The 21,476-nt window shown below is 72.8% G+C and carries 18 protein-coding genes; 8 read left to right on the forward strand and 10 right to left on the reverse strand.

The features are described 5' to 3' along the window. The coding region (locus Aau02nite_RS44420; protein ID WP_212994731.1) for a hypothetical protein at positions 1-873 on the forward strand (873 nt) is incomplete at its 5' end. Between the two features lie 51 nt (positions 874-924). On the opposite strand, the gene Aau02nite_RS44425 is transcribed toward Aau02nite_RS44420, so the two are convergent. Beyond that, a complete protein-coding gene (locus Aau02nite_RS44425) occupies positions 925-1,455 on the reverse strand; it encodes an RNA polymerase sigma factor (RefSeq protein WP_212994732.1) in 531 nt (176 codons plus the stop codon). 172 nt (positions 1,456-1,627) lie between these two features. On the opposite strand from Aau02nite_RS44425, the gene Aau02nite_RS44430 reads away from it, so the two are divergent. Beyond that, positions 1,628-2,947 (forward strand): hypothetical protein, encoded by a 1,320-nt coding sequence (locus Aau02nite_RS44430; RefSeq protein WP_212994733.1) that lies wholly within the window; start codon positions 1,628-1,630, stop codon positions 2,945-2,947. A gap of 3 nt (positions 2,948-2,950) precedes the next feature. On the opposite strand, the gene Aau02nite_RS44435 is transcribed toward Aau02nite_RS44430, so the two are convergent. Continuing rightward, entirely contained in the window at positions 2,951-3,361 is a 411-nt protein-coding gene (locus Aau02nite_RS44435; protein WP_212994734.1) for a nuclear transport factor 2 family protein, read from the reverse strand. Between the two features lie 76 nt (positions 3,362-3,437). Between Aau02nite_RS44435 and Aau02nite_RS44440 the strand changes: the two genes are divergently transcribed. Then, complete coding sequence (locus Aau02nite_RS44440) at positions 3,438-3,953, forward strand: SbtR family transcriptional regulator (RefSeq protein ID WP_212994735.1); 516 nt, start codon at positions 3,438-3,440, stop codon at positions 3,951-3,953. A gap of 109 nt (positions 3,954-4,062) precedes the next feature. On the opposite strand, the gene Aau02nite_RS44445 is transcribed toward Aau02nite_RS44440, so the two are convergent. The 3 genes from Aau02nite_RS44445 to Aau02nite_RS44455 are packed head-to-tail and all read right to left on the reverse strand — an operon-like array spanning position 4,063 to position 8,111. Then, positions 4,063-5,769 (reverse strand): glycerol-3-phosphate dehydrogenase/oxidase, encoded by a 1,707-nt coding sequence (locus tag Aau02nite_RS44445; protein ID WP_212994736.1) that lies wholly within the window; start codon positions 5,767-5,769, stop codon positions 4,063-4,065. Continuing rightward, positions 5,762-7,279, reverse strand: coding sequence for a glycerol kinase GlpK (gene glpK / locus Aau02nite_RS44450; RefSeq protein ID WP_212994737.1), 1,518 nt, complete (start codon positions 7,277-7,279; stop codon positions 5,762-5,764). The genes Aau02nite_RS44445 and glpK (Aau02nite_RS44450) overlap by 8 nt, the downstream gene beginning before the upstream one ends. Next, positions 7,272-8,111 carry an MIP/aquaporin family protein gene (locus Aau02nite_RS44455; protein ID WP_212994738.1) on the reverse strand — a complete coding sequence of 280 codons (840 nt, stop codon included), beginning with the start codon at positions 8,109-8,111 and terminating at the stop codon, positions 7,272-7,274. The genes glpK (Aau02nite_RS44450) and Aau02nite_RS44455 overlap by 8 nt, the downstream gene beginning before the upstream one ends. Positions 8,112-8,278: 167 nt before the next feature. On the opposite strand from Aau02nite_RS44455, the gene Aau02nite_RS44460 reads away from it, so the two are divergent. The 3 genes from Aau02nite_RS44460 to Aau02nite_RS44470 all read left to right on the forward strand — a co-directional run bounded on the left by Aau02nite_RS44460 (position 8,279) and on the right by Aau02nite_RS44470 (position 12,891). Then, positions 8,279-9,034, forward strand: coding sequence for an IclR family transcriptional regulator (locus Aau02nite_RS44460; protein ID WP_212994739.1), 756 nt, complete (start codon positions 8,279-8,281; stop codon positions 9,032-9,034). 54 nt (positions 9,035-9,088) lie between these two features. After that, the gene (gene glpK, locus Aau02nite_RS44465) at positions 9,089-10,582 is read left to right on the forward strand and encodes a glycerol kinase GlpK (RefSeq protein WP_212994740.1); all 1,494 of its coding nucleotides are present in this window, start codon (positions 9,089-9,091) and stop codon (positions 10,580-10,582) included. Between the two features lie 92 nt (positions 10,583-10,674). Continuing rightward, complete coding sequence (locus Aau02nite_RS44470) at positions 10,675-12,891, forward strand: LuxR family transcriptional regulator (RefSeq protein ID WP_212994741.1); 2,217 nt, start codon at positions 10,675-10,677, stop codon at positions 12,889-12,891. A gap of 82 nt (positions 12,892-12,973) precedes the next feature. Here Aau02nite_RS44470 and Aau02nite_RS44475 read toward each other — a convergent pair whose 3' ends face one another. Then, positions 12,974-14,092, reverse strand: coding sequence for a glycerophosphodiester phosphodiesterase (locus Aau02nite_RS44475; protein ID WP_212994742.1), 1,119 nt, complete (start codon positions 14,090-14,092; stop codon positions 12,974-12,976). A gap of 320 nt (positions 14,093-14,412) precedes the next feature. On the opposite strand from Aau02nite_RS44475, the gene Aau02nite_RS44480 reads away from it, so the two are divergent. Then, a complete protein-coding gene (locus tag Aau02nite_RS44480) occupies positions 14,413-15,150 on the forward strand; it encodes a DUF6392 family protein (protein WP_212994743.1) in 738 nt (245 codons plus the stop codon). An 81-nt stretch (positions 15,151-15,231) separates the two neighbouring features. On the opposite strand, the gene Aau02nite_RS44485 is transcribed toward Aau02nite_RS44480, so the two are convergent. Continuing rightward, positions 15,232-18,168, reverse strand: a complete 2,937-nt coding sequence (locus Aau02nite_RS44485) for a glycine--tRNA ligase (protein ID WP_212994744.1) — start codon at positions 18,166-18,168, stop codon at positions 15,232-15,234. 44 nt (positions 18,169-18,212) lie between these two features. Between Aau02nite_RS44485 and Aau02nite_RS44490 the strand changes: the two genes are divergently transcribed. Beyond that, positions 18,213-19,364 carry an acyl-CoA dehydrogenase family protein gene (locus Aau02nite_RS44490; RefSeq protein ID WP_246595910.1) on the forward strand — a complete coding sequence of 384 codons (1,152 nt, stop codon included), beginning with the start codon at positions 18,213-18,215 and terminating at the stop codon, positions 19,362-19,364. Here the strand turns inward: Aau02nite_RS44490 and Aau02nite_RS44495 are convergent. Genes Aau02nite_RS44495 through Aau02nite_RS44505 form a run of 3 tightly spaced genes read right to left on the reverse strand, consistent with a single transcriptional unit; the run spans position 19,361 to position 21,463 of the window. Next, complete coding sequence (locus Aau02nite_RS44495) at positions 19,361-20,179, reverse strand: ABC-2 membrane transporter-related protein (protein ID WP_212994745.1); 819 nt, start codon at positions 20,177-20,179, stop codon at positions 19,361-19,363. The genes Aau02nite_RS44490 and Aau02nite_RS44495 overlap by 4 nt on opposite strands. Continuing rightward, on the reverse strand, positions 20,176-21,054 hold the full coding sequence (locus Aau02nite_RS44500; protein WP_212994746.1) for an ABC transporter ATP-binding protein: 879 nt from the start codon (positions 21,052-21,054) through the stop codon (positions 20,176-20,178). Before Aau02nite_RS44500 ends, Aau02nite_RS44495 begins: the two co-directional genes overlap by 4 nt. Next, positions 21,044-21,463: a GntR family transcriptional regulator gene (locus tag Aau02nite_RS44505; RefSeq protein WP_212994747.1), complete on the reverse strand. Its 420-nt coding sequence runs from the start codon at positions 21,461-21,463 to the stop codon at positions 21,044-21,046. The genes Aau02nite_RS44500 and Aau02nite_RS44505 overlap by 11 nt, the downstream gene beginning before the upstream one ends. Positions 21,464-21,476: the final 13 nt, after the last annotated feature.

Consider the following 21,476-nt stretch of genomic DNA (forward strand, 5'->3'; position numbering starts at 1 on the left):
GTCGCGACCATCAACCGGATGGCCACCGCGATCGGCCGCAACGCGGCGAAGCCGGTGCTGGACGTGGACGGCCTGGCCACCTGCTCGCTGAACGAGGACGGCGGCGGCGCCGCCGCCCCTGAGCCCACCGAGGTGCCCCCGGCCGGCGGCGACGACTCCGGCGCCGACGGCGGCGCGGCCGGTGGCGCCCCGACCGTGAACTGTCCCGAGGTCGCCGGCGAACTGGGTGCCGTGCCCGCGCAGGCCCGGGCCGAGATCGAGCGCAACCTGGCCCTGCTGAACACGCAGATCGCCGAGGCCAACAAGCGCCTGATCAGCAGCCAGGGCGAGGGTGGCCCGGCGTTCATCCAGAACGCGATCCTCGGCCCGCTGGCCGACAAGCGCGTCGCGACCATCAACCGGATGGCCACCGCGATCGGCCGCAACGCGGCGAAGCCGGTGCTGGACGTGGACGGCCTGGCCACCTGCTCGCTGAACGAGAACGGTGGCGGCGAGGCCGCTCCCGAGCCGACCGAGGTCCCGGCGGGCAACGGTGCCGGCAACGGCAACGGTGCCGGTGGTGACGACGCCGCGGCCGGTGCCACGCCGACTGTCGACTGCCCCGACGTGACCGGCCTGCCGGCCGTCCCGGCGCAGGCGGCGGCCGAGGTCACCCGCAACCTGGAGCTGCTGGACACCCAGATCGCCGAGGCCAACGCGCGGATCGCGTCGAGCGTCGGCCAGGGCGGCCCGGCGTTCATCCAGAACGCGATCCTCGGCCCGCTGGCCGACAAGCGGACCGCGACCCTCAACCGGATCGAGACGGCGATCGGCCGCAACGCGCCCAAGCCGGAGGGCCTGGAGAAGTTCGCCACCTGCTCGCTCAACGAGTAACCAGACGGCACAGCACTGCCGATGATGGGGTCACCGCTCGCGGTGGCCCCATCAGGCTGTCAGCAGCTTGCGCAGCTCCCGCCGGGCCTGGTGGATGCGGGACTTCACGGTGCCTTCCGGCACCCGGTGCAGCGCGGCGATCTCGGCGTAGCTCAGGTCCAGCACGTCGCGCAGCGCCACCGCCTCGGCCAGTTCCGGCCGGAGCCGGGCCAGGGCGTCGAGCAGGTCCAGCCGGGTCGTCGCGACCACGCTGGTACGGCGCGCGTCGGCCACGTCGGCCAGCACGTCGGTGCTGTCGGTCGCCGCGGCCGGGCGTGACCGGCGGTACGCCGAGCGGGCCCGGTTGGTGGCCAGGCGGTACATCCACGTCCGGAAGGCGCTGCGGCCCTCGAAGCGGGGCAGTCCGCGGGCGACGGCCAGCAGGGTGTCCTGGCACGCCTCCTCGGCGTCCTCGCGGTTGGGCAGCAGGCGGGCACACACCCGCAGGACTTCGGGGCGGACCGTCACCAGGAGCACGTTGAGGGCGGCCAGATCGCCGGCGGAGGCGATGCGGGCCAGGTCTTCGACATCGGGAGCGTGCATAGCGCGTCCTCTCCGCGCTCAGTATGCATCCGGGGTGCCGGGCCGAATGTCCTCCGCCCGTGCCACGTTCTGTAGCCGTACGGCAACGGTCAGGTAGGCGACAGTAGCGAACCGCGGCGTGCGAACGAGTGGACGAACTTGCTGACCGTCCACTCATGAAGCGGAGCCCGACATGTACGCACCCGCACAGAAATCCCTCGCCCTCGCCGTAGTGCTGTCCGGGGCGCTGGTCGCCACCGGATCGCCGTCCGCCCGGGCCGGGGCCCCGGCCCACGGCCCGGCCCTGATCTCGGCGGACAAGTCACCGCCGCAAGTGCGCGACGTCCGGTTCTCCCGTAGCTCGGTCGCGGTCCGGGGGCTCGCCCTCGTTCCCGTACGGGTGTCCCTGCGGTTGACCGATGCCTCGGGCGTCCTGGACAACCCGCACGACATGAGCCCGTCCCCGCAGCTGACCATCGGCTCGGTCCCGGGCTTCCAGTCGAAGCTGCGGCCGGTGCTCACGCGCACCTCGGGAACGGCGACGAACGGCACCTGGACCGCGACGGTCAACGTGCCGTCCACCTGGAACGGCACCGTGCGGATCGTCTCGGTCGGGGCGACGGACACGGCCGGCAACACGTTCACCACGGCGCTGTCCGGTGCCCGGTCCCCGAAGCTGCGCGTCCGGGGCACCCACCGGCCCGCGGTGACGCTGCGCTACTCGCTGCTGGAAGCGGGCGGGTTCCGGATCCACGGGCGTGCCTACTACACCGACACCGGGCGGCCGCTGCGCGGGAAGGCGCTGGCCACCGCGCACGACAGCGGCTGTGACTTCGACGGTGGTGCCGTCAACAACGTGGTCACCGACGCCCGCGGCACCTACGAGAAGCGGTTCCGCACCGGCGAGCAGGGCACAGCCGGTTGTGTCGCACTGATCGGGCGGGCCGCGCGCCACCAGCGGCCGACGATCCTCACCTACCGCATGGCCTCCACCCCGGCGTACGCGGTGCCCGCCGCGGCGATGCTGCAGCCGGCGGACCTGAACGGGACTCCCCCCACGACGGTCACCGACGACTACTGGTCCGCGTTGCAGCCACCGCAGCCGTGTGGCCCGTACTCCTCGGCCGGGCTGCGCCGGGGGCACCGGACCGTGCAGGCGATGATCGGCGTGGACAACCGCCCGTCGGTGATCGTGAACGACGTGGCGACGTACGCGTCCGGCGGTGCCCACCGCTACCTGACGCAGCTGCGCAAGGCCGTGGCGACCTGCGGCCATGGATGGTCGCTCGTCGGCACCGGCGTGGCCGGTGACGAGTCGCTGCTGCTGCGGCGGCGGGAGTACATCGACTACGCCGAGACGAACAAGGACACCTACGTCGTGGTGGCCCGGACCGGTCGCGCCGTCGTGGTCGTGGCCGACACCGGCTGGGAGACCCAGCACGGGCACGAAGCGGTCGTCCGGCGACTGAGCCCGGCGGCGGTCGAACGCGCCGCGGTCGTCAACGGCCGGTAAGGCTCAGGACGCCGCGGTCTGCAACGCCCATTCGATCGCGAGCGGATTCTGATATTCACGCCAGCACGAGACCCGTCCGTCGTGGACGGTGAGTACACCGATGAACGTGGCCGCGGCGGACACTCCTGTCGCGGTCATTGTCGCGGCCAGCTCGTACTCCACGACGATGGTCGCGGGGTCGGCGGTGTCGTGCACGGCCAGGATGCGGCAGTCGTCGAAGCGGAAGGGCAGGGCGGCGTGCCCGGCCCTGGTGAACGCGAGTGCCGCGTCGCGGCCGGCTATCCGAGCGGGCCGGCCCGGTGCCGCGAACGGCATCTCCAGGACCACGTCCGCGGCCAGCGAGTCCCCGTCGAAGGTGGTTTCGTTGGCGATCCAGTGCTCGCGCATCCGCGCGAAGACCGCACGTGGGGTCATGGCTGCCTCCCGATTAAGATGAGTGACGACTCGACTAACCATAATGAGTCTCGACTCATATTTCTAGGAGGAGTGCGTGCGGGCGGACGCGGAACGCAACCGGGGGCGGATCCTCGACGCGGCGGAGGAGGTGTTCGCGCAGCGCGGCGCCGCCGCATCCACCGAGGAGGTGGCCCGGCTGGCCGGCGTCGCCATCGGCACGGTCTTCCGGCACTTCCCGACCAAGGAGGACCTGCTGGCGGCGATCCTCAAGCGCCTGCTGGCGCGCCTGGCGGAGGACGCGGCCGGCCTGGGCGGCGCCGACGGCCTGCACACGTTCTTCACCCGCCTGGTCCAGCAGGCGGCGGCCCGTCGCATGGTGGTCGACCTGGTCGGCGTCAGTGTCCCGGCGGCGGTGGGCCGGCTCGGCGACGCGGTGGGCGAGCTGCTGCGTCAGGCCCAGGAGGCGGGCACGGTACGCGGCGACGTCGGCCGGCCCGAGGTGATGGCGCTGCTGGTGAGCGTCTGCCAGGGTGCGCTACAGGGCGGCTGGGACGAGGGGTTGCAGGCCCGCACCCTCGCTGTCGTCTTCGCCGGTCTCGCCGCCCGGTAGCCGGACCGGCGGCGGGCAGGCGGCGGAACGGGCGAACGGCCGGTCCAGCGGGTGGGCCCAGGTGGGGCACGGCAGGACCGGCCATTCATCTACGTCAATCAACCACCGGTCACTGCACCTGCAGCGGCACGACGTCCGGTGCGCCCAGCCGGGCCGCGTCCGCCGTCTCGTCGTCCGGCTGTTCCTGCGAGGCCCGTTCGGCCTCCACCCGCAGCCGGTAGTGCTCGACCTCGCGGTGCCGTTGCTCCTCGCTCCAGCCGAGCACCGCACCCATCAGTTCCGCCGCGACCGGGGCCGCGGCGATGCCGCGGTCGAAGGTCTCGATCGAGATCCGGGTACGGCGGGTGAGCACGTCCTCCAGGTGCCGGGCGCCCTCGTGGCTGGCCGCGTACGCGAGCTCGGCGCGCAGGTGGTCCTCCGCGCCCTCGACCGGACGGGCCAGGTCCTTGTCGCCGGCGATCAGGTCGAGCAGCTCGTGCACCAGCGAGCCGTAGCGGCTCAGCAGGTGCTCGATCCGGGCCACGTGCAGCCCGGACTCCTCGGCCAGCAGCCGGCGCCGGTTCCACAGCGCCGCGTATCCCTCCGCGCCCAGCAGCGGTACGCGCTGGGTGACCGAGCGCGGCACCGAGCGGCCCAGCCCGTGCACCGCCGCGTCCACCGCGTCCTTGGCCATCACCCGGTACGTCGTGTACTTGCCGCCCGCCACCACGACCAGACCCGGGGTCGGGCTGGCCACCGTGTGCTCGCGGGACAGCTTCGACGTCGACTCCGACTCGCCGGACAGCAGCGGGCGCAGGCCGGCGTACACGCCCTGCACGTCTGTCCTGTTCAGCGGGGTGGCGAGCACCTTGTTGACCAGATCGAGCAGGTAGTCGATGTCGGTGCTGGACGCCGCCGGGTGGGCCTTGTCGAGCGCCCACTCGGTGTCGGTCGTGCCGATGATCCAGTGCCGGCCCCACGGGATGATGAACAGCACGCTGCTGGGCGTGCGGCTGATCAGCCCGGTGGACGACTGGATCCGGTCACGGGGCACGACCAGGTGGATGCCCTTGGAGGCGCGGACGTGGAACTGGCCGCGCTCGCCGACCAGCGCCTGGGTGTCGTCGGTCCACACCCCGGTCGCGTTGATGACCTGCTGGGCGCGTACCTCGAAGGTGCGGTCGTGTTCCAGGTCGTGCACCCGGACGCCGGTGACCCGCTCGCCCTCGCGCAGGAAGCCGACGACCTCCGTGCGGGACGCGACGTGCGCGCCGTAGGCCGCGGCGGTCCGGGCCAGGAACATCGTGTGCCGGGCGTCGTCGATCTGCGCGTCGTAGTACTGCAGCGCACCGATCAGTGAATCCTTGCGCAGCGCCGGGCAGGCCCGCAGCGCGCCGCGGCGTGACAGGTGCTTGTGCCGGGGCAGACCGGGCTCGCCCGCCGCCATGGTGTCGTAGAGCAGCACCCCGGCGCCGGTGTAGATGCGTTCCCAGCCACGGTGCTGCAACGGGTAGAGGAAGGGCACCGGCCGGGCCAGGTGCGGCGCCAGCCGGGTCAGGATGAGGCCGCGTTCCCGCAGGGCCTCACGGACCAGCCCGAAGTCCAACATCTCCAGGTAGCGCAGGCCACCGTGGATGAGCTTGCTGGACCGGCTGGACGTGCCCGAGGCGAAGTCGCGCGCCTCGAGCAGGCCGACGGAAAGACCGCGGGTGGCGGCGTCGAGGGCGCTGCCGGCGCCCACCACCCCGCCACCCACGACGAGCACGTCGACCTCGTTGCCGGCCAGGGCGGTCAGTGCCGCGTCCCGGCCGGCCGGAGAGAGAGTCGTGTCAGTCAACGTCCACCCAATCGAGAGTGCGCTGGACGGCCTTCTTCCACTGGCCGTACCCCTTTTCCCGCTGTTCTTCGGACCAGCCCGGCTGCCAGCGCTGCGACTCGTTCCAGTTCTCCCGCAGCTCGTCGGTGTTCTTCCAGAATCCGACCGCCAGCCCGGCGGCGTACGCGGCCCCCAGCGCGGTCGTCTCGGCGACCACCGGCCGGCTCACCGGCACCCCCAGCACGTCGGCCTGGATCTGCATGCACAGGTTGTTGACCGTGATGCCGCCGTCCACCTTCAGCACGTCCAGCGTCACGCCCGAGTCCTGGGCCATCGCCTCGACCACGTCGCGGCTCTGGTAGCAGATCGACTCCAGGGTGGCCCGGGCGATGTGCGCGTCGGTGTTGAACCGCGACAGCCCGACGATCGCGCCCCGCGCGTCCGAGCGCCAGTACGGCGCGAACAGCCCGGAGAACGCCGGCACGAAGGACACGCCACCGTTGTCCGGCACCGACGACGCCAGGGTCTCGCTCTCGGCCGCCGAGTTGATGATGTGCAGCTGGTCGCGCAGCCACTGCACGGCCGAGCCGGTCACCGCGATCGAGCCCTCCAGGGCGTAGACCGGGGCCGATTCGCCGAACTTGTAGCAGACCGTGGTGAGCAGCCCGTTGTTCGACCGGACGAGCTCCGTGCCGGTGTTGAGCAGCATGAAGTTGCCCGTACCGTAGGTGTTCTTGGCCTCGCCGGGCGCGAAGCAGACCTGGCCGAACATGGCCGCCTGCTGGTCGCCCAGGTCACCGGTGAGCGGGACGTCGCCGCCCAGCGGGCCCGGCGCGTGGGCCATGCCGTAGGTGTTCGGATCGGACGACGGCCGGATCTCCGGCAGCATCTGCCGCGGGATGTTGAAGAACCCCAGCAGCTCGTCGTCCCAGTCCAGGGTCTCCAGGTTCATCAGCATGGTGCGGCTGGCGTTGGTCACGTCGGTGATGTGGTTGCCGCCCTCGACCCCGCCGGTCAGGTGCCAGAGCAGCCAGCTGTCGGTGTTGCCGAAGACCGCCTCGCCGCGCTCGGCCGCCTCGCGGACCCCGTCGACGTTCTCCAGGATCCACTGGATCTTGCCGCCGGAGAAGTACGTCGCGGGCGGCAGCCCGGCCTTGCGGCGGATCACGTCGCCGCGCCCGTCGCGGTCCAGCGCCGAGGCGATCCGGTCGGTGCGGGTGTCCTGCCAGACGATCGCGTTGTAGTACGGCCGCCCGGTGCGCCGGTTCCAGACGACGGTGGTCTCGCGCTGGTTGGTGATACCCAGCGCGGCCAGGTCGCTCGCCTGCAGATTGGCCTTCTGCATCGCCGTGCGGATGACCGAGACGGTCCGGTCCCAGATCTCGATGGGGTTGTGCTCGACCCAGCCGGCCTGCGGCAGGATCTGCTCGTGCTCGAGCTGGTGGCGGCCGACCTCGTTGCCGCCGTGATCGAAGATCATGAAGCGGGTGCTGGTGGTGCCCTGATCGACGGCACCGACGAAATCAGCCACGGGTTGCCTCCACAGGCTCGGGTTCGGATGTCGGGAGCCGGCCCGGCTCCGGGGGTTCGGCGGTCGGCAGGAACCTGCCGACCAGGCCCTGGTAGAGCCCGGCGCCGACGATCCCGCCGATGATGGGGCCGACGATCGGGATCCAGAAGTACAGATAACCCGTCTGATCGCGGAACGCGCCACCGTATCCGGTGAGGAAACTGGCGAGCCGCGGTCCGAAGTCACGCGCGGGGTTGATCGCATAGCCGGCGTTGGTGCCCCACGCCATCCCGATCGCCACCACGATCAGGCCGATGACGAACGGCGCCAGGTTGGCCGCCGGTGGCGTACCGGCCGCGTCGGTGATGGCCAGGATGAGGAACAGCAGGATGGCGGTGCCGATGACCTGGTCGCGCAGCGCGCCCCACTCGCTGACCGGCAATGTCCCGTTGCCCGGCAGGGTGGAGAAGACGCCCTGGGTCTTGACGGTCAGGCCGGGGTCTGCCGCGTGCAGCACCTCGGTGTAGTTCCACCGCACCAACAGTGCGGCGACGAACGCGCCGAGGAACTGCGCGAGCGAGTACGGGGCCACCTTGCGCCACTCGAAGCCCTTGAAGACGGCCAGCGCGATGGTGACGGCGGGATTGAGGTGGGCGCCGCTGATCCGGCCCGCGACGTAGACGCCGAGCATGACGCCCAGCCCCCAGGCCCAGGCGATGCTGTCGTGGTCACCGATGCCGGCGCCCGCCACCTGCGCGACGACGCCGACACCGAAGAGAATGAGGATCATGGTCCCGGCGAACTCGGCGGCGCATTCGCCGAGTAGTCCCGGGATCTTCAGACGTTCTGCCATCTGCCCTCCAGGGTCTGATGTGCTCAGACAACGACCTTTCATGGGTTCTCCGCCGCGGGTTGGCTCAGACGCTAGGGACGGCCTGGGGGGTGGGCAATGAACGTCGTTCGGCATTGTCGAACGTCTGACGTGACCAACCCGTAATCGATTGGCATAACATCCGACACATGCCGGGGACGGTGCAGTCCATCGAACGAGCAGCCGCGATCCTGCGGATGCTCGCCGGTGGTACGGGCCGGCTCGGCCTCGGGGAGATCGCCCGGTCGCTCGATCTGGCCAAGGGCACCACCCACGGGATCCTGCGCACGCTGCAGGGTGTGGGCTTCGTCGAACAGGACAAAGCGTCCGGGCACTACCAGCTCGGCGCGGCCCTGCTGCACCTGGGCACCAGCTATCTCGACATCAACGAACTCCGTTCCCGTTCGATCAACTGGGCCGACCCGCTCGCCGCACGCAGCGGGGAGGCCGTCCGGATCGGCACCGTGCTGGAGGGCCGGGTGCTGGTCGTGCACCACGTCTTCCGTCCCGACGACACGTTCCAGACTCTGGACATTGGCGCGCTGTTGCCGCTGCACGCCACCGCGCTGGGCAAGGTGCTGCTCGCGTACCGGTCAGCCGGTCTGCCGGAGGAGCTCGAACAGTTCACCCGGCGCACCGTGGTGGAGCGGCGGGAGCTGGCCCTGGCCCTCGACGAGGTGCGCGCGGCCGGCTGGGCCGCCGAGATCGAGGAGCTGACTCTCGGGCAGGCCGCGATCGCCGCGCCGATCCGGAGTCACGGCGGCCTCGTCGTCGGCGCGATCGGCATTTCCGGGCTCGTCGAACGGATCTGCGACACCAGGTACCGGCCACACCCGCGACTGGTCGGTTACGTCCGGGAAGCCGCCCGCGCGGTCTCCCGGGACCTCGGAGCCGCCCGGCACTGAGCTGACCCGCGGCGGAAAACCCAGGCAAGAGCGATTGGTAGGGGGAGGGGAACCATGACCGAGCGCTACGTCATCGCGATCGACCAGGGCACCACGTCGACGCGGTGCATCGTCTTCGACCGGCGCGGCCAGCTCGTCTCCCTGGCCCAGCAGGAGCACAAGCAGTACTTCCCGCGGCCCGGCTGGGTCGAGCACGACGCGGCGGAGATCTGGCGCAACGTGGAGCGGCTGGCCCCGCTCGCGCTGAGCCGGGCCGGGATCACGACCGACCAGGTCGCCGCGGTCGGCATCGCCAACCAGCGGGAGACCACCGTGCTGTGGGACCGGCGTACCGGGGTGCCCATCGGCCGGGCCGTCGTCTGGCAGGACACCCGCACCGACGCGCTGGTCAACACGCTGCTGGGGGAGCCGGGCGCGGAAGAGGTGCAGCACCGCAGCGGGCTGCCGCTGGCCACCTACTTCTCCGGCCCGCGGCTGCACTGGATCCTGGAGCACACCCCCGGCCTGCGCGAGCGCGCCGAACGCGGGGAGGTGCTGTTCGGCACGATGGAGACCTGGCTGATCTGGAACCTGACCGGCGGGCTGCACGTCACCGACGTGACCAACGCCAGCCGGACCATGCTGCTCGACGTGCGCACCCTGCAGTGGTCCGAGCAGGCGTGCGAGTTCTTCGGCGTACCGCGGGCCATGCTGCCCGAGGTGCGGCCGTCGGTCGGGGTGTTCGGCACGGCGACAGCGGCGTTCCCCGGAGTGCGGATCGGTGCGGCGCTGGGCGACCAGCAGGCCGCCCTGTTCGGGCAGACCTGCTTCACCCCCGGCGAGGCCAAATGCACGTACGGCACCGGCAGCTTCCTGCTGCTCAACACGGGTACGGAGCTGGTCCGCTCGACGCACGGGCTGCTCACCACGGTCGCGTACCAGCTCGCCGGCGAACCCGCGCAGTACGCTCTCGAGGGCTCGATCGCGATCACCGGCTCGCTGGTGCAGTGGTTCCGCGACCAGCTGGAACTGATCGCCACCGCGCCCGAGATCGAGACGCTGGCCCGGACCGTCAGCGACAACGGCGGCTGTTACATCGTCCCGGCGTTCTCCGGGCTGTACGCCCCGCACTGGCGCAGTGAGGCGCGCGGGGTGATCGTGGGGCTGACCTCGTACATCACCAAGGGGCACCTGGCCCGGGCGGTGCTGGAGGCGACCGCCTGGCAGACCCGCGAGGTGGTCGACGCGATGAACGCCGACTCGGGCCTGGCCATGACCACGCTCAAGGTGGACGGCGGGATGACCGCGGACAACCTGCTGATGCAGTTCATCGCCGACGTCCTGGACGTGCCGGTGGTGCGCCCGCTGGCCAGCGAGACGGTGTCGCTGGGGGCCGCGTACGCGGCCGGCCTGGCCGTCGGGCACTGGCCGGACCTGGCGGACCTGCGGCACAACTGGCACCGCGCGGCCCAGTGGATGCCGGCGATGGACCCGGCGGTCCGCGACCGCGAGTACGAGAACTGGCGGCGTGCCGTGGAGCGCACCTTCGACTGGATCAAGCCGGCCTGATCGGCAACACTTTTGACACATCGATGAAATCAGCGGTCTTGCCCGGGCGGGTGGACCGGCCGACACTGTGTCGCATGGTAATTGCACCAATAGTGCAAGAAGCCTTCCGGTACGGCCGGGACGCCGCGCGTGACGACGCGGCGCTCCGTACCCTGCTCACCGGCCTGGTCCCGGGCCTGCCGGCCGAGGTCGCCGCCGCGGTCCTCACCCTGGCCGGGGGAGACCCGGCGGTGCTGCGCGAGGTCGCCGGCACCCTGACCCCCGAACAGGTACGCGGCACCCAGCCGCCACCCTGCACCCTGCCCGCCGCCGGCCCGCTCGGCCGCCGGTGCCGGGCCGCCCTCGCCGTGCTGCCGGTCCGCACCCGCCACGCGCTGCTGCTGGCCGCCACGGATCCGGACCTCGCCCCCGGTGAACTGCTGGCCGCCGGCGCCGCCGAGGCCCTGGCGGTCGCCGAGCAGGCCGGCCTGGTCACGGTCACCTCCGGCGCCGTGCAGTTCACGCCCGCGGTGCTACGCGCGGTGGTCTACTACGACGCTCCGCTGGCCGCCCGGCGCGCGGCGCACAGCCTGCTCGCCGACGTGCTGGACCGGCGGGGCGAACGGCTGCGCGGGCTCGTGCACCGTGCCGCCGCGGCCGTGGGAGCCGACGAGGACCTGTCCCGCGACCTGCTCGCCGCCGCCGCCGACGGTCCACCGCGGACGGCGTCGGCCGCGTACCGCTATGCCGCCGAGCTGACCGCGGACGCCGACCGCGCCGCCGGATCGATGGTCGCCGCCGCCCGGCAGGCGTGGCTGGCCGGGGAGCGGCACCAGGCCGGACTGCTGCTGCGCCGGGTCAGCCGCCGCCCGCAGGCCCGCGCCCGGGCCGGCGGGCTGACCGGCGAGATGGAACTCCGTGAGGGTGACCCGGCCACCGCCCGCGACATGCTGCTCGACGCCGCCGCGCACCTGGTGCCGCACGACGTCCCGGCCGCGCTCGAAGCCCTGCTGCTGGCCGGGGAGGCGGTGCACCTGGCCGGGGAGCACGGCCGCTACCGCGAGGTCGCCCGGCGGGCCCTGGCGTTGCGCCGTGGCGACGAGCCGGCCCCGGTGGCGCTGGCCTACCAGCAGGTCGCCGGGCTCGCCGGCATGTACGCGGGCGAGCACGACACCGCGTTCGCCCGCCTGCGCGACGTACTCCGGCTCGCCGGCCGCGTCGAGGAGCCCGCCGCGCTGATCCGTGCCGCCGGGGCCGGGATCCTGGTCGGTGACGATGCCCGCGCCCGCGCGCTGGCCGGCCGGGCGATCGCTCTGGCCCGGGACCGCGGCGAGGTCACCCTGGTGCCACAGGCCCTGGAGATCACCGCGTTCGCCGGGCTCGCCGAGGGGCACTACGAGGCTGCCACCACCGCCGCCACCGAGGGCGCCGCCCTGGCCCGGGCCACCGGCCAGCCCGCCCTGGTCCGCAGCCAGCTCGGCGTCCTGGCGGTGCTGGCCGCGCTGGTCGGCGACCGGGAGAGCTGTGTGCTGCGGGTCCGCGAGGCCGGCGCGGGGGACACCGTGCAGGGCCCCGGCGAGGCCCGGGCGCTGTGCCAGTGGGCACTCGCGCTGCTGGACCTGGTGGAGGGCCGGCCGCGCCGGACGGTCGAGCGGCTGGGCACCCTGGTCGTGGCGGCGTCCGCCCGGGGCAACCTGATCGTGCAGGTGGCGGCCACCCCGCACCTGGTCGAGGCGGTGTGGCGCTGCGACCCGCCGACCCGGACATCCGGCCCCGACGCGCGGGCGGCGGCGCTGGACCGGACGTTCGAGCCGTTCGACCGGTGGACCACCGGGACCGGGCAGCCGGCCTGGCTGGCGCTGCGGTCGCGGTGCCGGGCGTTGCGGTCGGCCGAGCCGCAGGCCGCCGAGGAGCACTTCCGGGAGGCACTGCGTCAGCACGACCGCGGCGACGCGGATTTCGCCCGCGCCCACACCGAGCTGCTCTTCGGCCGGGACCTGCGACGCCGGCGGCGCCCCGGGGCGGCCCGGGAGCACCTGCGCAGCGCGGTGGAGACGTTCCGGTTGCTGCAGGCCGGGCCGTGGGCCGCGCAGGCCGATGTGGAGCTGCGGGCGGCCGGGGCGCCCGTACCGCCGGATCCGGCCGGGGCCCGGGAGCTGACCGCTCAGCAGGAGCGGATCGCCCGGCTGGTGGCCGACGGGGCCACCAACCGGGAGATCGCCCAGCAGCTCTTCCTGAGCCCCCGCACGATCGACCACCACCTGCGCAACGTCTTCGCCCGGCTGGGGGTGCGCTCCCGCACCGAGCTGGTCCGCCGGATGGCCGGCTGAACCGGCCCGGCCACGGCCGGCCCGGCTGCGGCCGGCCCGGCTGCGGCCGGCCCGGCTGCGGCCGGCCTCGCGCCGCGTGGGTTCAGACCCGGGCGAAGGCCGCGGCGCGGGCCAGCACCCCGATGTCGGGCTGGTCGGTGAACAGGCCGTCCAGGCCGGTCCGCAGGAACGTGATCTGCTCGTCGATGGCCCGGCCGTAGGCCGCCGGGTCGGTGCCGGAGCGCAGGTCGGCCGGGAGGAACTGGTTCTCCGCCCGGAACGTGTACGGGATGACCTTGAGCCCGGCCCGGTGCGCGTCGGCGACCAGGCTGGTCGGCGCACCCAGGGTGCCGTCGGCCTTGCGCGGGATCACCTGGCCCTTCTCCGGACCGATGCCGTCGACGTAACGCGACAGCTCCCGCAGGCCGGCCGGGGTGAGGTACTCGGCGTAGCTCTTCGGGTCGTCGAACGGCCGGCCCGACCCACTGCTCAGGAACACCATCGGCGCCCGCAGCTTGTACTTCATGCGCAGCGCGGCCAGGTTCGTCGCCTCGAACGACTGCACCAGCACCTCGGCGTCGGGCCGGTCCAGCCCGTTGCGGCGCAGCGCGCGTACCAGCGGCGCCTCCAGCTCCAGGCCGAGGCCGCGGAAGTAGGTCGGGTGCTTGGTCTCCGGGAAGACGCCGATCTCGCGGTCCAGCTCCCGGCTGAGCCGCTTGCGCAGGTCCAGCACCTCCTGCAAGGTCGGCACCTCGAACAGGCCGTCGTACAGGGTGTTGTGCTGGCGCAGCTGCGGGATGCGCTCGACGGCGCGCAGCGTCTTCAGCTCGGCCAGGGTGAAGTCGTGGGTGAACCAGCCGGTCACCGACACCCCGTCGAGCTGCACCGTGCGCTTGCGGGAGGCGAACTCGGGCCGCGACGCGACGTCGGTGGTGCCGCCGATCTCCGGCTCGTGCCGGGCCACCAGGACCTTGTCCTTGGTGATGACCAGGTCGGGCTCGATGTAGTCGGCCCCCATCCGGGCGGCCAGCTCGTACGAGGCCAGCGTGTGCTCCGGCCGGTACCCCGACGCGCCCCGGTGCCCGACGATCAGCGGGCCCCGGCCGCCACCGTGCCCGGGAAGCTCGACGGTGGCCAGGGCGGGCGTCGCCGCCGCGCCGAGCACAGCCGGTACGCCGGCGGCCAGCGCGCCGAAGCGCAGCACCTGTCGGCGATCTGCCACGGTTCCTCCACGGGATCCGCCGGCGACCGTCGCCGGGCCTCCCTGCAAGCGAGTTCAGGCGATCACTCCGACCGGCAGGCGAAGTCGCCGTGGCGCCCCGGCGAACGCGGCGTGAGTTTCCCCGCCCGGCGTTCACTTCCGGCGGCGGGGTGTACCGGGACGGGGTCCGGGGAACGTCTTGTCCAGCAACGCCGGATGTCTGCCGTGGTCGTCCGGAAGGTCCGGTCCGCTGCCCCTTCGTCCCCTTGAGGTTGGGGCGAAGATCGGCTTAGGGTTGTGGTCCGAACGCTCACAGTGAAAAGCCTTCGTGGAGTGTCACCATGGGATTTCTCGAGCGTCGCGCCGATCAGCACCGGCCGGCCGGGGACGCCGTGACCAGGCCGGCCCGGGTCGAGGACCGGTACGGCACCAAGCCCGGCCCGCGTCCCGGCGGTTCCAACGAGCCCCTCTTCGAGCCGGCGCACGCGCGCCGGGCCAACGCCGATCCGGTCGGTCTGCCCACCTCACCGCCCGCCCCGCCGGTGGCCGCGCCGTCACCCGCACAGGTGGTTCCCGCGCCGGTCCCGGACCAGCCGGCCGCGCCCAGGCCGGTCGGCCGCACCGACCTGACCCTGCTGCTCGGCCGCACCGTGCTCGAGGCCCGCGTCCAGCAGATCTGCCGCGAGTACGGCCTCATCCCGCGCTCCGGCGAGGCGGTCGGCTCCGGGCTCTCCCGCTCGTACCTGTCCCGCGACGCCGGGGTGGAGCTCGCCGCCGACGCGCACGGCCTGGTCACCACGGTCTTCCTGCACTTCCACGGCGACGACGGGTTCGCCTCGTTCCAGGGTGAGATCCCGGGCGGCGCGGGCAGCATCGCCCGGCGCACCCACCTGTGGGCCGCGCTGGGTCACCCCGACGAGCAGGGCGACCCGTACCGGGACCGTTTCCTGGGCGACTACGGCCCGTGGGACCGCTGGCTGCTGGCCGGCTTCGCCCTGCACGCCCAGTACGCGGTGGACGGCGAGCGCCTGGACCGGGTCACCCTGACCCTGCCGGACCGCCTGCCCCGCGCCGCCTGACCTCAGCGGCCCGGCCCGGCTGATCCGAGCGGCCCGGCCGTCCCGGCCCGGCTGGCCCGGCCGCCCGGCCCGGGCCGCGGCTCAGAGGCGCAGCTGCGGCCAGTCCAGCAGGCCGGCGCCGAGATCGCGGACCGTGGCCAGCAGGCCCAGCCGGGCCGACCGTAGCGCCGGGTCGTCCGCCATCACGAAGACATCGTCGAAGAACGCGTTGACCGGGGCGGTCAGCGGGCCGGCGACCGTGGTGAAGCGGCTCAGGTCGGCGTCGGCGGACAGCTCCCGGCGTACCGCCTGGACCGTCTCGTGCAGCGTGACCTCGGCCGGCTCCTTGAGCACCGCCGGGTCGTACTGCGCCGGGGTGCCGTCCGGCACGATCCGGCGGGCCCGCTGGATCGCCTCGGCCAGGGCCAGGAACTGCGGGTCGGCGATCAGCCGGCCCAGCTGCGCGAGCAGCAGGTCCGCGAACGACGGGCGGGCGGCGTGCGGCAGCACCGCGCGGACCCGGTCCACCGGGTGGCCCTCCTCGACCAGCACCTGCTCGAGGCGCTTGGCCAGGAAGTCACCGGCGTCCGCGAGCACCGCGGCCGGCACCTCGACCGGCTGCAGCGCGCCCGCGGCGGCCAGCGCGGCGGTCAGGTCGATGCCGGTCAGCTCCGGGTGCGCGCGGTGCACGGCGAGCAGGCCGAGCACGGCCCGGCGTACCGCGAACGGGTCGCTGCTGCCGGTCGGCAGCCCGACCGTCGCGGCCAGGCCGGCCACCAGGTCGAGCCGGTCGGCGAGCGACAGCAGTGCGCCCGGCACCGAGGCCGGCAGGTCGTCGCCGGCGCTGCGGGGCAGCTCGGCCTCGTAGACCGCCTGGGCGACCGCCGGGGTCTCGCCCGCGTTCAGCGCGTAGTCGCGGGCCATGACACCGGCCAGGCTGGTCATCTCGGTGACCAGCTGCGAGCCGAGGTCGAACTTCACCAGCTGCGCGGCGCGTTCCAGGGTGGCCGACGGCTGCGGGGCCAGCGAACCGGCCAGCTCGGCGATCCGGGCGGCCCGGTCGGCCATCGAGCCCAGCTTGTCGGTGAAGGTCAGCCGCTGCAGCTTGTCGCGCATCTCCGCGAGCGGGGTCTGCCGGTCGGCCCGGTAGAAGAACGCGGCGTCCTCGTAGCGGGCGCGCAGCACGGCCTCGTTGCCCGTGCGGACCCGCTCGACGTCGACCGGGCCGTTGGCGACCGTGACGAACATCGGCAGCAGCGTGCCGTCGGCGTCGCGGACCGGCAGATACCGCTGGTGCTTGCGCATCACCGTGGTGAGCACCGCGGCGGGCAGCTCCAGATACCTCTCGTCGAAGGTGCCCAGCAGCGGGGTCGGCTGTTCCACCAGGTAGGTGATCTGGTCGATCAGCGCGCTCTCACCCGCGACGTCGATCCGGCCGGTGTCCCAGACCAGGTCCTGCGCGCCGGTGACGATGAGCTCGCGGCGGTCCTCGGCGTCGGCGACGATCCCGTTGACCGCGAGCGTCTCCATGAACGTCTCCGCCGAGGTCACGCTGATCGCCGGCTGCGCGGCGGTGCGCAGGACCCGGGTCTCGCGCCCGGCCAGCAGCGCGGACACGGCGAGCGGGACGACCTCGTCGCCCCAGAGCGCCACCAGCCAGCGGATCGGCCGGGTGAACGCGAGCTGCGGATCGTTCCAGCGCATGTTCTTCGCCGAGCGCAGGCTGCCGGCGACCTTCGCCAGCACGTCGGCGAGCACGGCCGGTGCCGCGCGACCGGCCTCGTGCCGGCGCACGACCAGATGCTGTACGCCGTTGACCTCGGCCGTCTCCAGCGACTCCACCGCCACACCCTGGGAGCGGGCGAAACCCTCGACGGCCTTCGCCGGCGCCCCGGTCTTGGGGCCCTTGACCGTACGGACGTGGTCCGGCTCGCGGGCCGCGACCTCGGTCACCACCGCGATCAGCCGCCGGGGCGTGGCATGCACCCGGACGTCGCCGTGCGCGAGCCGGGTGCCGCCGAGCCGCTCGGTGAGCTCGCGCTGCACCTGGGTGCGGGCGGCGCGGGCCTCGCTGGGCGGCATCTCCTCGGTGCCGACCTCGAACACCAGCATCCGCGGTGCGTCACCCGCCGAGGCGGCCTCGAAGGCGGCGGCCGGGGGCAGCGGGCTGACCAGGCCGAGCGGGTGACCCAGCTCGTCGCGGCGGGCCATCCAGAGCCGGGCGACGTCACCGGCGAGGCGGCGCATCCGGGCGAACTCGGCGGCGCGGTCGGCGGTGGACACCGCGCCGCGGGAGTCGAGCACGTTGAAGGCGTGCGAGCACTTGAGCACGTACGTGTGCGCGGGCACCGGCAGGCCCTCGTCGATCAGCCGCTGCGCCTCGGCCGCGTACAGTTCGAGCAGCTTGCGGTTGGTCGCCACGTCGGCGTCGTCCAGGTAGTAGCGGGACATCTCGTACTCGGCCTGGCCGAACACCTCGCCGTAGCTGACGCCCCGGGCGTACGCGATGTCCTTGAAATGGGTGACGCCCTGCAGCGCCATGATGATCCGCTCGATGCCGTAGGTGATCTCCACCGACGGCGGGTCCAGATTCAGGCCGCCGGCCTGCTGGAAGTAGGTGAACTGGGTGATCTCCAGGCCGTCGAGCCAGACCTCCCAGCCCAGGCCCCAGGCGCCGAGCGCGGGGGAGGCCCAGTTGTCCTCGACGAACCGCACGTCGTGCGCGGCCACGTCGATGCCCAGCGCGGCGAGACTGCCCAGGTAGAGCTCCTGCGGGTTGCCCGGGTCGGGCTTGAGGATCACCTGCAGCTGGGTGTGGGTCTGCAGCCGGTTCGGGTTCTCGCCGTAGCGCGAGTCGTCGGGGCGCACGGACGGCTCGACGTAGACGACCCGCCACGGCTCCGGCCCGAGCACCCGCAGGAACGTCGCGGGGTTCAGGGTCCCGGCGCCGACCTCGGTGTTCATCGGCTGCACGACCAGGCAGCCCTGATCGGTCCAGTACGCGGTGAGGCGGGCGAGGGCGTCCTGCATGGTGAGCATGGAGTCACAGTCTAGTGAGGCCGTCACCTGGGTATACGAACCCCATGTCGGAGCTGCTGGTAGGAGATCTGTACCGCTTCCAGGACCTGCTGAACGCCGAGGAGGCCGCCGTCGTCGAACGGGTCCGCACGTTCCTGGCCGCCGAGGTGGTGCCGGTCGCGAACGACCACTGGGCCCGCGCCGAGTTCCCGTACCACCTGATCCAGGGTTTCGCGGGGCTGGGCCTGGCCGGGCGCAAGCAGTCGAACCTTCTCTCCGGCTGGCTGGCGATGGAGATGGGGCACGCGGACGCCTCGATGGCGACGTTCTTCGGCGTGCACGCCGGGCTGGCGATGGGCAGCATCGAGACCTGCGGCTCGCCCGAGCAGCGGGAACGCTGGCTGCCGGCGATGGCCGGCTTCGAGAAGATCGGGGCGTTCGCGCTGACCGAGCCGACCGGCGGCTCGGACGTGGCCGCGGGCCTGCGCACCACCGCCCGCCGCGACGGCGACCACTGGGTGCTGAACGGGCAGAAGCGCTGGATCGGCAACGCCACCTTCGCCGACCTGACCGTGGTCTGGGCCCGCGACGTGGCCGACAACCAGGTCAAGGGTTTCGTGGTCGGCAAGGACACGCCCGGCTTCACCGCGACCAAGATCGAGAACAAGATCGCCCTGCGGATCGTGCAGAACGCCGACATCACGTTCACCGAGTGCGTGGTGCCCGAGGCGGACCGGCTGCAGAACGCCAACACGTTCAAGGACACCGCCAAGATCCTGCGGCAGACCCGCAGCGGGGTGGCCTGGCAGGCGGTCGGGGTCATGCTGGCGGCGTACGAGATCGCGCTGGCGTACGCCAAGGAGCGCGAGCAGTTCGGCCGCCCGATCGGTTCCTTCCAGCTGGTCCAGGATCTGCTGGTCCGCATGCTCGGCAACGTCACCTCGTCGCTGGGCATGGTGGTGCGGCTGACCCAGCTGCAGGACGCGGGCGAGTTCCGCGACGAGCACTCGGCGCTGGCCAAGGCGTACACCACGACCCGGATGCGCGAGGTGGTCGGCTGGGCCCGCGAGATCCTGGCCGGCAACGGCATCGTGCTGGACTACGACATCGGCCGGTTCGTGGCCGACGCCGAGGCGCTCTACTCCTACGAGGGCACCCGCGAGATCAACACGATGATCGTGGGCCGCGCGGTGACCGGCCTGAGCGCCTTCGTCTAGGAGCGGGCCGTGGTGCCGGCGAGGATCCGCCGCCCGATCAGCACGGCGACGACGGTGCCCAGGGCGAGGGCGAGGGCTGCGAAGGCTGCGGTCTCGTTCTCGGTCTGCGTCCCGAGCATCAGCGACAACGACTCGGACCAGGACGTCAGCAGGTAGGCCAGCATCCCGAGCAGCAGGCCGCCGAGCTGCGCGGCGACGAGCGCCACGGGCCACGCCACGACGGCCGTGACCAGGGTGCGCAGCGTACGGCCGCCGGCCAGCCCGACGATGCCGGCCAGGGCGGTGATGAAGACCGTCTGCATCACCATGAAGCCGATGCTGTTCTTGTGGACCTCGCGCAGCAGGCCGTAGCCGAGACCGTCGACGACCAGCGCGTATTTCGCGGCGGCCAGGCGGAAGGTGACGGCGACCGTGGCGGTGCCGAGCGCGCCGGCGGTCAGGGCCCAGCCGAGCTTGGTGGACAGCCAGCGCAACCGGGGCACGGACTGGGTGAGGACGAAGGCGTCGGTCGCCTCGTCCCGTTCCCGGGCGAACAGCGGCACGCCCAGGACCAGTCCGATCAGCAACGGCACGAACGCGGCGACGAGGACGAGGGCCTGCCCGAGGTTCGTCGCCGTGCCCGCGGGCAGGCAGCTGACGGCCTGCTCGCACAGGCCGGTCCGGTCCGGCGCGTAGTCGGCGACCACGACGCCGTGCGCCTCGGCCTGCTGCCGGATGACCCGGGCGCCGATGAGGACGAACGCCGCCGACACCGCGCTCAGGGCGGCCGCGACGATCAGGTACGGCCGGAGCAGTCGCAGGGCGAGCCAGTTCATGCGGTGGGAACCTGTCGTGTCGGTGTCCTCAGGTAGCCGAGGAGCAGTTCCTCCAACGTGGGCCGGTGCCATGCCAGCCCACCGGACGGAGCCGAACCGGTCGGCCGGATCAGGGCGGTGGCGTCAGCGCCCGCGGCGCGCACCTCGACGACCTCCGAGCTGTCGAACGCGCTGAACTCGATGCCGGCGCCGACCGCGACCAGATGGCCGTCCAGCGCCGCCTCCACCTCGGCGGCCAGGCGTACGCGCCCCTCGGTCAGCACCACCACGCGGTCGCAGACGCCGTCGATGTCGGCCACCACATGCGACGACAGCACCACGGTCGTGCCGCGCTCGGCGACGTCGGCCATCAACGTCCCGGCCACCTCCGTGCGGGCGACCGGGTCGAGCGGGGCCAGCGGCTCGTCCAGCAGCAGCAGATCGGGCCGTTTGGCCAGCGCCATCACCAGCGCCAGGCGGCTGCGGTGCCCTGCCGGGAGAGTGCCCACGCGTGCGGCGCCCGGCAGGTCTGCGTCGTCGGCGAGCCGGTGCGCGTACGCCGCGTCCCAGCGTGGGTTGAGCCGGCTACCGACGGTCAGCGTCTGCGCCACGGTCAGCATCGGATACAGCGGGGCCTGCTGGGCCACGTACCCGATCCGGGGGAGGGAGCCGTCACCGGCGGGCTCCCCGAACACCCGCACCTCGCCGCTGTCCGGCCGCAACAGCCCGGCCGCGGCGCGCAGCAGCGTGCTCTTGCCCGCCCCGTTACGCCCGACGAGAGCGGTGACCGCACCGGCCGGCACCGTGAACGAGCAGTCGTCCAGCGCGCGCCGCCGGCCGAAGGTGTGGGCGACCCCGGCGACCTCCAGCGCGGGCGTCGTCCGGTCAGCCGACACGGTGTGCCTCCTGCCCGGCCGGTACGGTCCCCGCTGCCACCTCGGCGACCAGATCCTGCATGTCCGAGACGTCGAGGCCGGCCGCCCGGGCGCGCTCGGCCCAGGCCGCCAGCTCGTGCCGCAACGCCTCGAGGTTGTCCGGCAGCGGCTTCAGGTGCGCGCGGACGTACGTGCCGGACCCCTGCCTCGCCTCCACGAGCCCCGCGACCTCCAGCTCCCGGTACGCCTTGAGCACGGTGTTGGGATTGATGCCGGTGCGTTCGGCGACCTCGCGAGCCGTCGGCAGCTGATCACCGGGCGCCAGCCGGCCCATCCGTACCGCCTGCCGGACCTGGTGCATCAGCTGGGCGTACACGGCGGTGCCGGTCCGGCGATCGATGCGGAAGATCACGTCAACAGCCAATCCCATAGTCAACTAGTGG

Source organism: Actinoplanes auranticolor (genome assembly GCF_018332655.1).
Classification (GTDB): Bacteria; Actinomycetota; Actinomycetes; order Mycobacteriales; family Micromonosporaceae; genus Actinoplanes; species Actinoplanes auranticolor.

Excerpts from the sequence above, each read along its gene's own strand:
- Aau02nite_RS44435 (WP_212994734.1), bottom strand. The coding sequence starts at position 3,361 with ATGACCCCACGTGCGGTCTTCGCGCGGATGCGCGAGCACTGGATCGCC.
- Aau02nite_RS44480 (WP_212994743.1), top strand. The coding sequence starts at position 14,413 with ATGGGATTTCTCGAGCGTCGCGCCGATCAGCACCGGCCGGCCGGGGAC.
- Aau02nite_RS44460 (WP_212994739.1), top strand. The coding sequence starts at position 8,279 with ATGCCGGGGACGGTGCAGTCCATCGAACGAGCAGCCGCGATCCTGCGG.
- Aau02nite_RS44455 (WP_212994738.1), bottom strand. The coding sequence starts at position 8,111 with ATGGCAGAACGTCTGAAGATCCCGGGACTACTCGGCGAATGCGCCGCC.
- Aau02nite_RS44495 (WP_212994745.1), bottom strand. The coding sequence starts at position 20,179 with ATGAACTGGCTCGCCCTGCGACTGCTCCGGCCGTACCTGATCGTCGCG.
- Aau02nite_RS44430 (WP_212994733.1), top strand. The coding sequence starts at position 1,628 with ATGTACGCACCCGCACAGAAATCCCTCGCCCTCGCCGTAGTGCTGTCC.
- Aau02nite_RS44425 (WP_212994732.1), bottom strand. The coding sequence starts at position 1,455 with ATGCACGCTCCCGATGTCGAAGACCTGGCCCGCATCGCCTCCGCCGGC.
- Aau02nite_RS44490 (WP_246595910.1), top strand. The coding sequence starts at position 18,213 with ATGTCGGAGCTGCTGGTAGGAGATCTGTACCGCTTCCAGGACCTGCTG.
- Aau02nite_RS44485 (WP_212994744.1), bottom strand. The coding sequence starts at position 18,168 with ATGCTCACCATGCAGGACGCCCTCGCCCGCCTCACCGCGTACTGGACC.
- Aau02nite_RS44505 (WP_212994747.1), bottom strand. The coding sequence starts at position 21,463 with ATGGGATTGGCTGTTGACGTGATCTTCCGCATCGATCGCCGGACCGGC.
- glpK (WP_212994740.1), top strand. The coding sequence starts at position 9,089 with ATGACCGAGCGCTACGTCATCGCGATCGACCAGGGCACCACGTCGACG.